General features: G+C 74.5%; 14 protein-coding genes. 2 read left to right on the forward strand and 12 right to left on the reverse strand.

The features are described from left to right. The 8 genes from ACFV4N_RS30200 to xerD all read right to left on the reverse strand — a co-directional run. The coding region (locus tag ACFV4N_RS30200) for an nSTAND1 domain-containing NTPase (RefSeq protein WP_499676018.1) at positions 1-3,107 on the reverse strand (3,107 nt) is incomplete at its 3' end. Between the two features lie 89 nt (positions 3,108-3,196). Further along, on the reverse strand, positions 3,197-3,940 hold the full coding sequence (locus ACFV4N_RS30205; RefSeq protein WP_499676019.1) for a pseudouridine synthase: 744 nt from the start codon (positions 3,938-3,940) through the stop codon (positions 3,197-3,199). After that, positions 3,933-4,721 (reverse strand): SMC-Scp complex subunit ScpB, encoded by a 789-nt coding sequence (gene scpB, locus ACFV4N_RS30210; protein WP_499676020.1) that lies wholly within the window; start codon positions 4,719-4,721, stop codon positions 3,933-3,935. Before scpB ends, ACFV4N_RS30205 begins: the two co-directional genes overlap by 8 nt. Continuing rightward, a complete protein-coding gene (locus tag ACFV4N_RS30215; protein WP_499676031.1) occupies positions 4,718-5,491 on the reverse strand; it encodes a segregation and condensation protein A in 774 nt (257 codons plus the stop codon). Before ACFV4N_RS30215 ends, scpB begins: the two co-directional genes overlap by 4 nt. A 158-nt stretch (positions 5,492-5,649) precedes the next feature. After that, positions 5,650-5,973: a hypothetical protein gene (locus ACFV4N_RS30220; protein ID WP_499676021.1), complete on the reverse strand. Its 324-nt coding sequence runs from the start codon at positions 5,971-5,973 to the stop codon at positions 5,650-5,652. Then, positions 5,970-6,944, reverse strand: coding sequence for a ParA family protein (locus ACFV4N_RS30225; protein ID WP_499676022.1), 975 nt, complete (start codon positions 6,942-6,944; stop codon positions 5,970-5,972). The genes ACFV4N_RS30220 and ACFV4N_RS30225 overlap by 4 nt, the downstream gene beginning before the upstream one ends. A gap of 114 nt (positions 6,945-7,058) precedes the next feature. Continuing rightward, complete coding sequence (locus tag ACFV4N_RS30230; RefSeq protein WP_499676023.1) at positions 7,059-7,379, reverse strand: ArsR/SmtB family transcription factor; 321 nt, start codon at positions 7,377-7,379, stop codon at positions 7,059-7,061. Positions 7,380-7,448: 69 nt separating this feature from the next. Continuing rightward, positions 7,449-8,354 carry a site-specific tyrosine recombinase XerD gene (gene xerD / locus ACFV4N_RS30235; protein ID WP_499676024.1) on the reverse strand — a complete coding sequence of 302 codons (906 nt, stop codon included), beginning with the start codon at positions 8,352-8,354 and terminating at the stop codon, positions 7,449-7,451. Positions 8,355-8,983: 629 nt separating this feature from the next. On the opposite strand from xerD, the gene ACFV4N_RS30240 reads away from it, so the two are divergent. Next, positions 8,984-9,583, forward strand: coding sequence for a DUF1707 domain-containing protein (locus ACFV4N_RS30240; protein ID WP_499676025.1), 600 nt, complete (start codon positions 8,984-8,986; stop codon positions 9,581-9,583). On the opposite strand, the gene ACFV4N_RS30245 is transcribed toward ACFV4N_RS30240, so the two are convergent. Continuing rightward, positions 9,572-9,943: a DUF2752 domain-containing protein gene (locus tag ACFV4N_RS30245; RefSeq protein WP_499676026.1), complete on the reverse strand. Its 372-nt coding sequence runs from the start codon at positions 9,941-9,943 to the stop codon at positions 9,572-9,574. The two genes, ACFV4N_RS30240 and ACFV4N_RS30245, sit on opposite strands and share 12 nt — an antisense overlap. 53 nt (positions 9,944-9,996) lie before the next feature. Between ACFV4N_RS30245 and ACFV4N_RS30250 the strand changes: the two genes are divergently transcribed. Further along, positions 9,997-10,386, forward strand: coding sequence for a hypothetical protein (locus tag ACFV4N_RS30250; protein ID WP_499676027.1), 390 nt, complete (start codon positions 9,997-9,999; stop codon positions 10,384-10,386). A gap of 89 nt (positions 10,387-10,475) precedes the next feature. Here the strand turns inward: ACFV4N_RS30250 and ACFV4N_RS30255 are convergent, their stop codons facing one another. The 3 genes from ACFV4N_RS30255 to ACFV4N_RS30265 all read right to left on the reverse strand — a co-directional run. Continuing rightward, positions 10,476-11,099, reverse strand: a complete 624-nt coding sequence (locus tag ACFV4N_RS30255; protein ID WP_499676028.1) for an NUDIX domain-containing protein — start codon at positions 11,097-11,099, stop codon at positions 10,476-10,478. Continuing rightward, positions 11,096-12,793 (reverse strand): CTP synthase, encoded by a 1,698-nt coding sequence (gene pyrG / locus ACFV4N_RS30260; RefSeq protein ID WP_499676029.1) that lies wholly within the window; start codon positions 12,791-12,793, stop codon positions 11,096-11,098. The genes ACFV4N_RS30255 and pyrG overlap by 4 nt, the downstream gene beginning before the upstream one ends. Before the next feature lie 534 nt (positions 12,794-13,327). Continuing rightward, the coding region (locus ACFV4N_RS30265; protein ID WP_499676030.1) for a copper transporter at positions 13,328-13,792 on the reverse strand (465 nt) is incomplete at its 5' end.

The following is a 13,792-nucleotide window of genomic DNA, read 5'->3' on the forward strand; positions in this document are numbered from 1 at the left end:
ACCACCGAGGTCTGGAACAGCGTCCGCACGTCCCACAGCCTCGTCCACCCGTCCGCGCCGCCGGTGTCGAAGTGGTGGCCCCGCGGGGTGAACGCCACCACGCGCCCCTCGCCCGCGTCGCCGACGAAGACCGGCGCGGCCGGGTCGGCGACCCGCCACACCCGCACCGCGTCGTCCTCGGCGACGGTCACCAGGTGCGCGCCGTCCGGGCTGAGCGCCGCCGCGCGGACCTTGCCCCGGTGCTCGGTCAACACCCGCGCCGTGCGCAGCCCGGAGGGTTCGAGCGGGTGGACCAGCCGCAGCACGCCCTCGTCGTCCACGGTCGCGACCAGCTCCCGCGCCGCGGCGACCACGACCGACCGGACCTGCGTGCCCTGCCGGAACGGCAGGTCGGCCACGTCGACCAGCCGCACGGTCCGGTCGCCGCCCGCGGTGACGACCGACCGGCCGCCGGCGGCGAACCCGACCGCGGTCACGGGCCCGAGGTGCCCGGTGGGCGCGGCCACCTCGACCGGCGCGCCCCGGTCGGTCACGTCCCACAGCCGGGTCACCTGGTCCTGCCCCGCGGTCGCCAGCACCCGGCCGGTCCCGTCGAACGCCACCGCGTGCACGTCCGCGCCGTGCCGCAGCGCGCCGAGCCGCCGCGCCGGCCCCTCGCCCACCTCCCACAGCCGCACCACGCGGTCCTCGCCCGCGGTCGCCAGCAGCCGCCCCGAGCCCGCCACGGCCAGCGCGGTCAGCGCGCCGACGCCCGAGACGGCGGTCGTGGTCGCGCCGGTGGTCACGTCGACGACCTCCACCCGGTCGCCGGACAGCACCGCGAGCGCCGTCGGGGACAGGAACGCCACCGCGTGCGACGCGTCGCCGCCGACCCGGGCCGGCAGGCGCGGCTGGACCGGGTCGCCGAGGTCCCGCACCACCGCCTGCCGGTCCTCGTACCCGGCGGCGAGCCGGCGGCCGTCGGGCGAGAACGCCAGCGACACCGCGGTCCTGGTGGGCACCGGCTCGAACAGCACCTGCTCGACCTCCGGCCGCCGCGGGTCGCGCACGTCGACCAGCGCGATCCGGCCCGCGCCGGCCACGGCCACCCGCCCGCCGCCCGGGTGGAACGCCACCGCGCCCACGCCCGCGACCGCGGGCAGCTCGCTGAGGTGCGCCGGGCGGCGCGGGTCGGACACGTCGACCAGCCGCGCGTTCCGGGTGCTGGTGTCGTCCACGACCGCGAGCAGCGACCCGCTCGGCGCGACCACGACCGACCGCGCCGCGGTGATCCGCGTGGCGTACGGCTCGGCGAACGAGCCGAGCACCGCGTCCCGCGTCTCCGGCAGCCCCGCCAACCGGTGCGCGGCCAGGCTGAGCTGCACCGACAGGGCGGGGTCGGCGGTGCGCAACCCGGCGGCCTGCGTGATCACCTTGTGGGCCAGCGCGATGGCGGCCTGCTCGCGGGCCGACCGCTCGGCGCGGACGGCGAACGCGATCGCGCTGAACGCCAGCACCAGCAGCACCGCCATCACCGACACGAGCTGCCGCAGCCTCCGGGTGCGCCGGTGCTCGACCGCGCGCACCGCGTCGTCCGCGGCGATGCAGGCCTCCAGGAACCGCCGCTCGCCGGGCGTGAGCCGCGACCAGACCTCGCCGTCGGCCCACTCGCGGGCCAGCGCCAGCCGGGTGCCCCGGTACAGCGCGGACGGGTCCCGGTCCAGCGACTCCCACGTGCGCGCGGCGTCGGTCAGCATCCGCTGCGCCCGCAGGCCCGCGCGGTCCTCGGCGATCCAGCCGCGCAGCCGCGGCCAGTTGTGGATCAGCGCCTCGTGGGCCAGTTCGGCGGTGTCGCGGTCGAGCACCACCAGGCGCGCCTCCGCCAGGGCGGCCAGCACCTCGGGGTGGTCGACCTCGTCCCGGTCCACCCGGCGCTTGGTGTCCTCGGTGCCCTCGCCGACCGCGATCAGCCGCAGGAACACCTGCTTGGCGACCCGCTGCCGCTCCGGGGGCATCCGGTCGTAGACGTCCTCGGCGCTGCGCGCGATCGAGTGCTCGATGCCGCCGGCCTCCTCGTAGGCCGCCAGGGTGAGCACGACGCCGCGCCGCCGGCGCCAGGTCTCCAGCAGCGCGTGCGACACCAGCGGCAGCGCCGCGGGCTGGCCCGCCGCGTCCGACACCAGGCGGGTGACCAGCGCCGTCTCCACCTTGCAGCCGACCGCGCCGGCGGGCGCGACGACCGCCTCGCGCAGCTCGTCCGCCGTCATCGGCCCGACCAGCACGTGCCCGCCGCGCAGCGCCCCGACCAGCTCCGGGTGCCGCCCGCAGTGGCCGAGGAAGTCCGCGCGCACGCCGAGCACGACCCTGGTCCGGCTGGTCGGCGCGGTCGCGGCGGTGGTCAGCGCGGCGACGAACGCGGCCCGCTCGGCCGGGTCCGCGCACAGCGTGAAGACCTCCTCGAACTGGTCCACGACCAGCAGCAGGTCGCCGTGGCGGCCCACCACGGCCTGCCGGACGCGCAGGTGCAGGTTCTCCGGGTAGGCGGCGAACTCGGCGGCCAGCGCGGCCGCGGGTTTGCCGGTGAACGCGGCGATCCGCACCGCCAGCTCCTCCACCGGCCGGGGACCCGGCGTGAGCACGACCGAGGGCCCGGACGAGGCCGCCACCAGGCCGGCCCGCAGCACCGAGGACTTGCCCGAGCCGGACGCGCCGAACACCCCGGTGCACCGCCGCCGCCCGACCAGCTCGACCAGCTCGCCCACCAGCCGGTCGCGGCCGAAGAACCGGTCGGCGTCCTCGACCTGGAACGCGGCCAGCCCCGCGTACGGGGCGCGGCCGTCGTCCGGCCCGGGGCGCGGCGCGGCGAGCTGGCCGGCCAGCGCGCGCCAGCGGGCCTCCCACGAGGAGACCTCGCCGCCGCACGCCCGCACGTAGGCCAGGGTCACGGCGAGGCTGGGCAGCTTGCGGCCGTTCGCGGCCTCGGACAGCGCGGCGGGCGAGTAGTGCGCCTGCCTGCTCAGCTGCCGGTAGGTGGGGCCGCCGGCCTGTTCGCGGAGCTTGCGCAGCTCCGCCGCGAACTCGCCCAGCCCGTGGTGCTCCGCCCGTAAGGGGCTCTCCCGTCTGGCCACGTCGCCCTCCCCTTCGACGAGGGCGATTGTTCAGCCGGGGCCGTTCAGCGTCCACGGGCTGACGCTGAACAACCGCGGGCCGCGCACGACTACAGGCCGACGGCCTTGTAGAGGGAGCCGACCTCCTGGCGGTTGAGCACGCGCATGGAACCCGGGCGCTGGTTGCCCAGGCGCACCTCGCCGACGGCGGTGCGGACCAGGCTCTCCACCGGGTGGCCGACGTGCTCCAGCAGGCGGCGCACGATGTGCTTGCGGCCCTCGTGCAGGACGACCTCGACCAGCGCCTTGCCCGGCACGGCCGAGATCAGCCGGAACGAGTCGACCTTGACCGGGCCGTCGTCCAGCTCGACGCCCGCGCGCAGGGTGCGGCCCAGGTCCTTGGGGATGGGGCCGGGCACCTCGGCGAGGTAGGTCTTGGGCACCTCGTAGGAGGGGTGCATCAGGCGGTGCGCGAGGTCGCCGTCGTTGGTCAGCAGCAGCAGGCCCTCGGTGTCGGCGTCGAGCCTGCCGACGTGGAACAGGCGCTCCTTGCGGTGGGCGAGGTAGTCGCCGACGCACGGGCGGTGCTGCTCGTCGTGCATGGTCGAGAGCACGCCGCGCGGCTTGTTCAGCACGAGCGTGAGCACGTCGTCCTTGAGCTGCACGCGGACGCCGTCCACGTGCACGACCGCGGTCTCCGGGTCGATCCGGCGGCCCTGCTCGCGGACGACCTCGCCGTCGACCTGGACGCGGCCCAGCTCGATCAGCTCTTCGGCCACCCGGCGCGAGGCGACCCCCGCTTTGGCGAGCACCTTCTGGAGCCGGACCCCTTCAGGCTTGTCCTGGTCAGACATCGTCGATCGCATCCACTTCGGGCAGGAGGGGAGCGATCGGGGGCAGGTCGCCGAGCGACGACAGGCCCAACCGCTCCAGGAACAGTTCGGTCGTGCGGTAGAGGATGCCACCCGTGTCGGAGTCGGTGCCCGTCTCGGCGATCAGGCCGCGCGCGACGAGCGTGCGGATGACGCCGTCGACGTTCACCCCGCGCACCGCCGCGACCCTGGCCCTGGTGACGGGCTGCCGGTAGGCGATGACCGCGAGGGTCTCCAACGCGGCCCGGGTCAGCTTGGCGCGCTGCCCGTCGAGCAGCAGCTTCTCCACGAATGGCGCGAAGCGGTCCCGCGTGTAGAACCGCCAGCCGTCCCCGATTCTACGCAGGTCGATGCCGCTGCCCTGCTCGGTGTAGCGGGCGGACAGGCGGTGGAGGGCCTGGGTGACGCGCTTCACGGGCTGCTCGAAGACGCCGGCGAGCTGTTCCTCGGCGATGGGGCTGTCCACGACGAGGAGGACGGACTCGAGCGCGCCGTCCAGCTCGGCGTCGTCGGCCAGGTCGGGCAGCCCGCCGGCCTCCTCGGCTTCCGGGGTCTCCGGTGCTTCCTGTGCTTTCGCGGCTTTCGGGGTTGCCGGGGCCTCCGGTGCCGCCGGCGCCTCCGGCGGGGCTTCCGGCAGGTCGAGCGCGAGGGTCGGCTCGGCGCCCGAGGCGACCGACTCGGCGGCGGTGTCCGGCAGGAGGGCGGGTTCGGGCTCGGGTTCGGGCGAGGTCCGCCCGTTCCCCGCCGGCTCGTTCTGGGTCACCCGTACTCCTCGTCCTCGGCGTCGTCCTCGGCCCGCTCCGGCGCCCGGCCCTCCCGGTCGGTGCCCACCCAGGTGATGCGCAGCTCACCGAGCGGGTCCGGCTGCTCGAACGCCAGCACCTTCTCCCGGTACAGCTCCAGCAGCGCCAGGAACCGGGCCACCACCTCCATGGTCTGCCCGCACCCGGCGATCAGCTCGGCGAACGTCGTCGTGCCCAGCTCGGCCAGCCGTGCCCGCAGCAGGTCGGCGTGCTCGCGCACCGACACCCGGTGCTGGTGGATGTGGTCGGTGGACACCGTGGGCGGCGGCTTGGGCCGGAACACGACCGCGGCGATCTCGGCGAATCGTCGCGCGTCCACGCCGAGCATCACCTCGGGCAGCAGCCCCTCGTACCGCTGCTCCAGCGCCACCGACCGCGGGTAGCGCCGGTACGCGCCCTGCTCCAGCTCCCCGAACAGGGCCGCCACCTGCTTGTACGCCCGGTACTGGAGCAGCCGCGCGAACAGCAGGTCGCGGGCCTCCAGCAGGGCCAGGTCCTCCTCGTCCTCCACGTCGCCCGCGGGCAGCAGCCGGGCCGCCTTCAGGTCGAGCAGGGTCGCCGCGATGACCAGGAACTCGGTGGTCTCGTCCAGGTCCCACTGGTCGCCCATGGCCCGGATGTGCGCGATGAAGTCGTCGGTGACCTGGTGCAGGGCCACCTCGGTCACGTCCAGGGTGTGCTGCGAGATGAGCTGGAGCAGCAGGTCGAAGGGGCCCTCGAAGTTGGTCAGCCGGACCTTGAACCGGCCGTCGTCGGGCGGGGTCGGCGCCTGCGCCTGCCCGGTGTCCCCGGCTGCCGCCTCTCCGGCTGCCGCCTGCCCGGCGTCCCCGGCCGCCGCTCCCCCGGCCCCGGCCGCCTCCGCCAGGACCCCGGGTGGTGCCTCACCGCTCACCGCTCGTGCAACCTGCGCACCAGCAGGGAGTCCTCGCCGTGCCCCTCGAGGTCGTCCAGCACGATCGCGATGGCCTCGCGGACCACCCGACCCCGGTCCACGGCCAGGCCGTGCTCGCCGCGCAGCGCCAGCCGGGCGTGCTCCAGCGCCAGCAGCTCCTCGTCGGACACGTACACGGTGATCTTGGTCGAGTGCTTCTGCCGCCCGGTGCCCCGCCGGGGCCCCGGTGCGGGCGCGGGCTGGTCGGGGGCCGGTTCGGGGGCTGAGCTGGTGAGGCGGAACAGTTCGGACGCGCCCGGCAGTGATGGGCGTCGGGTCACCGGGCGATCACCTCGCGCGCCAGCGCGCGGTACGCCTTCGCGCCCGCCGAGCGGGGCGCCCAGCGGGTGATCGGCTCACCGGCGACGGTGGTCTCCGGGAACCGGACGGTGCGGTTGATCACCGTGTCGAACACGACCTCGCCGAACGCCTCGACCACGCGCGCCATCACCTCGCGGGAGTGCAGCGTGCGCGGGTCGTACATGGTGGCGAGGATGCCGGTGATCTCCAGCTTCGGGTTCAACCGCTCCCTGACCTTCTCGATCGTGTCTATCAACAGGGCGACCCCGCGCAGGCTGAAGAACTCGCACTCCAGCGGGATGAGGACGCCGTCGGCCGCCGCCAGGGCGTTGACCGTGAGCAGGCCGAGCGACGGCTGGCAGTCGACCAGCACGTAGTCGTAGTGGTCGATCACCGGGCGCAGCGTGCGGACCAGCGTGTGCTCCCGGCCGACCTCGGAGACCAGCTGGATCTCGGCGGCGGACAGGTCGATGTTGCTCGGCAGCAGGTCCATGCCCTCGACCGGCGTGCTCATGATCACGTCGTTGATGCCGACGTCGCGCTCCATGATCACGTTGTAGATGGTCTGGTCGAGCTGGTGCGGGTGCACGCCCAGGCCCACCGACAGGGCGCCCTGCGGGTCGAAGTCGACCAGCAGCACCCGCCGGCCGAACTCGGTCAGGGCCGCGCCGAGGTTGATGGTGGACGTGGTCTTGCCGACCCCGCCCTTCTGGTTGCAGACCGCCATGATGCGGGCCGGGCCGTGGTGCGCGAGCAGGGGCGGGTCGGGCACGTAGCGCAGCGGGCGGCCCGTGGGGCCCATGTCGCCCACCGCCTGCTCGGTGGCGTCCTCGTCGACCGGCGCGGCGTGCGGGGCCAGGCTCAGCTCGACCTGGGCCCGGGGCACACCGGTCTGCGGCGGTGGCGGGGCTGGTGCTCCCCACGGGCCGCGCGCGTGCCCCGGTGTCGACATCGCCCTTCCGATCCTTAGTCCTCTGCCTGGGCGCAGCCTAGGCACCGCGGGGCCGGGCGGCAACGCGCCTCGCCGGAGCCTGCGCGAAGAGCCGTCACCTCGTGGTGGTGCGCGTCACCGCGCCGCGCCCGCCCGGTCGGCCGCCCGGAGCACCACGTCGAGCAGGCCCGGGAACAGCCGGTCCAGGTCGTCGCGCCGCAGCGACACCCACCGCTGGTTGCCGCAGGCCCTGGTCCGGGTGATGCCGGCCTCGCGCAGCACGCGCAGGTGCTGGGACAGGGTGGACTTCGCCACGTCCACCAGCAGCGCGCCGCACAGGCGCTCGCCGTCGGCCTCGATCTGCCGCACGACCGCCAGCCGCGTGGGGTCGCTCAACGCGTGCAGCACCGACCCCAGTTCGATGGCGGCGGGTTCCGGCTCGTCCAAGTTCGGCACCTGGTCGGCACCTCCAGCTCGTCTGCTCGCTCGGTCGTTTCCGGTCCGGTGCGGGCCCTGGGGCCCGCGTCACCCCGAAGCGCGAGGATGGGCGGTCGCGTAGACCTCGCGCAAGGTGTTCACGGTTACGAGGGTGTACACCTGGGTCGTCGTGACGGAGGCGTGTCCCAGCAGCTCCTGCACCACGCGCACGTCCGCGCCGCCCTCCAGCAGGTGGGTGGCGAACGAGTGGCGCAGGGTGTGCGGCGAGACCTCCGCGGTGATGCCCGCTCGCTCGGCGGCGGCCTTGAGCACGTGCCACGCGGTCTGCCTGGTGAGCCTGCCGCCGCGGGCGTTGAGGAACAGGGCGGGGTTGGCGCGCTTGGCCAGCGCCGGGCGGGCGCGCACCAGGTAGGCGTCGAGCGCGGCGAGCGCCGGCCTGCCGACCGGGACGACCCGCTGCTTGCCGCCCTTGCCGTCGAGCAGGACGGTGCGCTCGGCGGTGTCGAGGTCGTCCACGTCGAGGCCGACGACCTCGGAGATGCGCGCGCCGCTGGAGTAGAGCAGTTCGAGCAGGGCGCGGTCGCGCAGGTCGGCGGGGGTGTCGCCGCGGGCGGTGTCGAGCAGCCGGAGCACGTCGTCCACCGGGATGGCCTTGGGCAGCCGCTTGGGCGGCTGCGGCGGGCGCACGTCGCGGGCCGGGTCGTGGGCGGTGAGGCCCTCGCGGTGGGCGAACCGGTGCAGCCCGCGCACGGCGACCAGGGTGCGGGCGGCGGAGGAGGCGGCCAGGCCGGACTCGCGCAGCCCGGCCAGGAAGTCGGTGACCAGGGGCTCGGTGACGTGCCCGAGGTCGGCGACGTCCCGGGCGGCGAGGTGCGCGGCGTAGCGGCGGAGGTCGCGGGTGTAGGAGTCGAGGGTGTTGCGGGCGGTGCCGCGCTCCACCGCCAGGTGGTCGAGGTAGGCCGCGATGGCCGCACCGGCAGGGGTCCCCGCCAAGGGGACCCCTGCTTTTACATTACCGCCGAGGTCTGACAATTCCGGGACCTTCGTCCGCCGCCTGTTCGTACCCGTACCTGCTCGTGTGCCTTGCTCGTGCCCGCTCGTGTGCCTTGCTCGTACCCGCTCATGTGCCTTGCTCGTGCCTGCTGGTGCGCGCTGTCCGCGCCTGTCCGCGCCCGCGGTTCCGGTCGAGCCGCGGTGCCGGCTGCCCGGTCGTGCTCACCGGGCCACCGCCCAACCCTGCCACCACCCAACCGGGTCTCCACCCAACCGGGTCTCCACCCAGCCGGGTCACCACCCAGCCGCTACCCGGCCACTTCCGGGCCGAGTCCGCCGCGCCCACGGGCCGACCCGAGTCCGCCGCCTGCTCGCCCGCCTACCCGCCTCACCCGTTCCAGTCCGCCGCCTGACAACACCGTGTCACACCGCGTCGCACCGGGTCACGCCGCAAGGCAGTGTGCCGCCCACGAGCGCCCGCGTCGAGGTGCGCGAGCGCCCGCCGCCGCCCTGGGGACCCGCCGGCCACCCACCGCTCCCCTCCCCACCAGCGCCTTCCCCCTCCCGACCTCCGGACCGACTCTCGCGTTCCCCCGTTGCGGTGAACGGGCGGCTGTTAGCGTTGACGTGTGTCGGAACCCCACCAGGTGCGCATCGGCGACCAGCAGCGCCAAGAGGCGATCAGCGCGCTGAACGAGCACTTCGCGGCCGGTCGCCTGGAGATCGGCGAGTACGAGCAGCGCGTCGGCTTCGCGTCCGGCGCGCAGACCGCCCAGGAACTGGCGGCGCTGTTCAACGACCTGCCGCACCCCAAGTTCCAGCCGCCGGCCGCCGAGTACCCGCAGGCCACCGGCTACGCCTCGCCCGGCTACCCGACCGCCGGCTACCCGACCGCCGGGTACGCCGCCCCCGGTTACGGGCCGCCCGCGCACGGCACGAAGGGCTACGCCGACGCCGGGCAGGCCTACCCGTCGGGCTTCAACCCGGCCGCGCCCTACGGGGTGGACCCGCTGACCGGGCAGCCGCTGTCGGACAAGTCGCGCATCGCCGCGGGCGTGCTCCAGCTGGTGCTGCCGTTCGGCATCGGCCGGTTCTACATCGGCGACACCGGCATCGGCATCGCGCAGCTCCTGACCTGCGGCGGGTGCGGTATCTGGTCGTTGGTCGACGGGATCGTCCTGCTGGTCAACGGCGGCACCGACAGCCAGGGCCGCAAGCTACGCGACTAGGTTCCGCACGAGCATCCACGTCGCCGCCAGGGCCACTACCGGCACGCCCACCGCCCGCGGCACCGGCGGGGTGGGCCTGCCCGCCCCGGCGGCACGCGCCCACCTCGCCCACAGCCACACCAGCAGCGGCAGCCCGGCGACCAGCATGACGGCGTTGAAGTGCCACGCCGCGGCGAGGTCGCCGTGCAGCAGCGCGTGGACCATGCGCGTGGCCCCGCACGCCGGGCACTGGATGCCGGTCAGCGCGTAGAGCGGGCACGGCGGCAGGAGCGACCCGGGTTGGTTGGGGTCGACGAACAGCAGCACCCCGCACCCGGCCACCGCCGCCGCGGCCACCGCCAACGGCCCTCGCCCACGCACGTCCCCCATTATCCGCCAGCCAACGGGGCGCGCGGTCGGGAAGACTGTGGTCCGTGAGCTTCGCCGTGCACGCCCGCAAGGTGCGTGACACCTCGTTGCCGATGAGCCGGCGGGTGTCCGCGCTCAGGTCGTGCGTGCAGCTGTTCCGGCCGTACGGCTTCTCCGGGACGCTCGCCTACCTCGAGCTGGAGGTGGGCCCGTTCCAGTGCGACGAGGCGCTGGTGCGGGCGCTGGAGCTGCTGGAGGCGCGGCGGGAGCGGTGGAAGGCGGGGGTGGCGGCGTTCGCCGAGGTCCGCCGGGCCGAGAAGCGGGCGGGCCGGCGGACGCCCTCGGGGCCCACGCCGTTCAGCCGGCCGGAGGACCTGGCGGCGGGCGCGCGGTGGCGGGAGATCCTGACCGCCACGCGCCGCGCGCACCGGCTGGTCGCGGGCCGCCGCCGCTGATCCGCGCACGACGCCCGCGACCTCTTCCTCCCGGCGCTCAGCCCTTTGGCTTCCGCCCGGCGCTCAGCCCTTCGACTCCCTCTCGGCGCTCAGCCCCTCGACCGGCGGGCGAACCGGGTCGGGCGGTCCTCGAACGGAGCGTCCGCCGGCCGGCCCTCCGCACGACCGGCGACCACCGCCTGCGCCGCCAGCAGCCCGGAGACCGCGGCCCCGTTGACGATGTCACCGGCGAGGGCCATGGCCACCGCCTCGTCCAGCGGGAAGGTCCTGGCCTCCAGGTCGGCCTCCTCCTCGCCCTGCTCGTCACGGTCCACCGCGGTCAGGCCGCGGGCCAGGAAGACCCGCACCACCTCGTCGGTGAAGCCGGGCGAGGCGGCGACGTCCACCAGCGTCTCCCACCGCGACGCGGCCAGCCCGACCTCCTCGGCCAGCTCGCGCCGGGCCGCCGAGAGCGGCGACTCACCCGCCGCGTCCAGCAGGCCCGCGGGCAGCTCCCACAGCCGTCGCCCGAGCGGGTGGCGGTACTGGTGGATGAGCGTGACCGCGCCGTCGTCGTCCAGCGCCACCACGGCCACCGCGCCCAGGTGCTCGACCACCTCGCGCTTGGCCGTGCCGCCGCCGGGCATGGCGACCTCGTCCACGCGCAGCGCGACGACCCTGCCCACGTGCACGTCCCGCGAGGAGACGGTGCTGAACTCGTGCCTCCCGGTCACTTCGCGGCCCCCGCGGTCTCCGGCTCGGGCAGCGGCAGGCGGTCGGCCAGCCGGTAGTCCAAGGCCGCCTTGACGAACGCGGCGAACAGCGGGTGCGGGCGGGTCGGGCGCGACTTCAGCTCCGGGTGCGCCTGGGTGGCCACGAAGAACGGGTGCGCGTCGGCGGGCAGCTCGACGAACTCCACCAGCCGGTCGTCCGGCGACGTGCCGGAGAACACCAGGCCCGCGGCGGCGAGCCGGTCGCGGTAGGCGTTGTTGACCTCGTAGCGGTGCCGGTGCCGCTCGGACACCTCGGTCGCGCCGTACGCCAGGGCGACCTGGGAGCCGGGGACGAGCTTCGCCGGGTACGCGCCGAGCCGCATCGTGCCGCCCATGTCGCGCTGGCCGGAGACCACGTCCTCCTGGTCGGCCATGGTGCTGATCACCGGCGAACCGGTGTCCTCGAACTCGGCGGAGTTCGCGTCGAGGATGCCCGCGAGGTTGCGCGCCGCCTCGATGACCAGGCACTGGAGGCCCAGGCACAGGCCCAGCAGCGGGATGCCGCGGGTGCGGGCGTGGGTGATCGCGCCGATCTTGCCCTCGATGCCGCGCACGCCGAAGCCGCCCGGGATGAGGATCGCGTCGAGGCCCGCGAGGGCGTGCGCCGCGCCGGACGGGGTCTGGCACTCGTCGGACGGCACCCACGCGATCTCGACCTTGGTGCGGTGGGCGAACCCGCCCGCGCGCAGCGCCTCGGTCACCGACAGGTAGGCGTCGGGCAGGTCGACGTACTTGCCGACCAGGCCGATGCGGACCTTCTCGCTCGGGTTGTGCACGCGGTCGAGCAGGTCGCCCCACACGGTCCAGTCGACGTCGCGGAACGGCAGGTCCAGCCTGCGCACCACGTAGGCGTCCAGGCCCTCGGCGTGCAGCACCTTGGGGATGTCGTAGATCGACCGCGCGTCCACGGCGGCGACGACGGCGTCGGTGTCGACGTCGCACATCAGGCCGATCTTGCGCTTGAGCGCGTCGGGGATCTCGCGGTCCGCCCGGCACACGATGGCGTCGGGCTGGATGCCGATGTTGCGCAGCGCGGCGACCGAGTGCTGGGTCGGCTTGGTCTTCAGCTCGCCGGACGGCGCCAGGTAGGGCACCAGGGAGACGTGCAGGAAGAAGACGTTGTCGCGGCCCACGTCGTGGCGGACCTGGCGGCACGCCTCCAGGAACGGCAGCGACTCGATGTCGCCGACCGTGCCGCCGACCTCGGTGATGACCACGTCGGGCGCGACGCCGTCGGCGCCGGGCGCGGCCATGGCGCGGATGCGGCGCTTGATCTCGTCGGTGATGTGCGGGATGACCTGGACGGTGTCGCCGAGGTACTCGCCGCGCCGCTCCTTGGCGATGACCTCCGAGTAGACCTGGCCGGTGGTGACGTTGGCCTCGCCGGACAGGTCACGGGCGAGGAACCGCTCGTAGTGGCCGATGTCGAGGTCGGTCTCCGCGCCGTCGTCGGTGACGAACACCTCGCCGTGCTGGAAGGGGTTCATCGTGCCCGGGTCGACGTTGAGGTACGGGTCGAGCTTCTGCATGGTGACCCGCAGACCACGGGCGGTGAGCAGCTGACCGAGGCTCGACGCGGTGAGGCCCTTGCCGAGGGAGGAGGCGACGCCCCCGGTGACGAAAACGTGCTTGGTCGTACGTGCCTGCTGCGCCAAGGAGGCTCCCCGTGGTCTGGATTTCCGCAGGGCCAACGGCCCTGTCCACGGGCCCTAACGCTAACACGCCACCGGTCACCCAGCGCGCTGGTGGGTCCTGTTGAGCATCACTCGGATGGCCTACCGCCCCCAACCCCCCGCGTGTCCTCCACTCAAACACCGCGTGTCCTCCACTCAGACACCGCGAGTCACGCACTCAGCCCCCGCGTGTCATGCACTCAGCCCGCGCGTGTCATGCACTCAGCCCGCGCGAGTCATGCACTCAGCCCGCGCGAGTCATGCACTCAGCCCGCGCGAGTCATGCGCTCAGGCCCCCCGAGTTCCACGTTCAGCCGGCCCGAACGCAGAACACGCCAGGTCGGACTGGAGGACACGCGATGCCTGACCGGAGGACACGCGATGTCCGAGTGGAGGACACGCGCGGGTTGAAGGCATGACACGTAGGGGCTGAGCGCATGACTCGCGCGGAGTGAAGGCATGACACGCGAGGGTTGGGGGCATGACTCGCGAGGGGGGAAGGCATGACTCGCGGGGTTAGCTGGTGGCGGGTGGGGCGGTGTTTTCCGCGTTGCCGGCTACGCCGTAGCGCCCGGCCTTGCCGTCCAGTTGCTCCCGCAGCGCCAGCACCGTGACCACGCGCCCGGCCGCCGTGTCCAGGTTGTCGACCGTCGACAGGACCGACGTCGCCGCCGTGTCCGCCCGGACGACGCCCACGGCCCCGGTGCCGTCCGCCGAACCCCGCCCACCGGCCAGCACCGCGCCCGCGCCCGCCCGGTCCAGCTGCGACGCGAACCGGGCCACCACCGCCGCCCGGTCACCCGCCGAGGCGCCCGACACCGTGCCGCCGGTCAGCACCACGGCCAGCTGCGCCGGCCGCACCTTCGCCCCCTGCCGGACGAACCCCGCGCTCGCCAACCCGCTCAGCGCCGCCTCGGCCTCCGCCTCGGTCGCCCGGGGCTTGTCCTCCGGGCCGAGCAGCAGCACCGACCCGAGCAGCGC

It is taken from the genome of Actinosynnema sp. NPDC059797, assembly GCF_042732085.1.
Classification (GTDB): Bacteria; Actinomycetota; Actinomycetes; order Mycobacteriales; family Pseudonocardiaceae; genus Actinosynnema.

Excerpts from the sequence above, each read along its gene's own strand:
- ACFV4N_RS30205 (WP_499676019.1), bottom strand. The coding sequence starts at position 3,940 with ATGTCTGACCAGGACAAGCCTGAAGGGGTCCGGCTCCAGAAGGTGCTC.
- ACFV4N_RS30225 (WP_499676022.1), bottom strand. The coding sequence starts at position 6,944 with ATGTCGACACCGGGGCACGCGCGCGGCCCGTGGGGAGCACCAGCCCCG.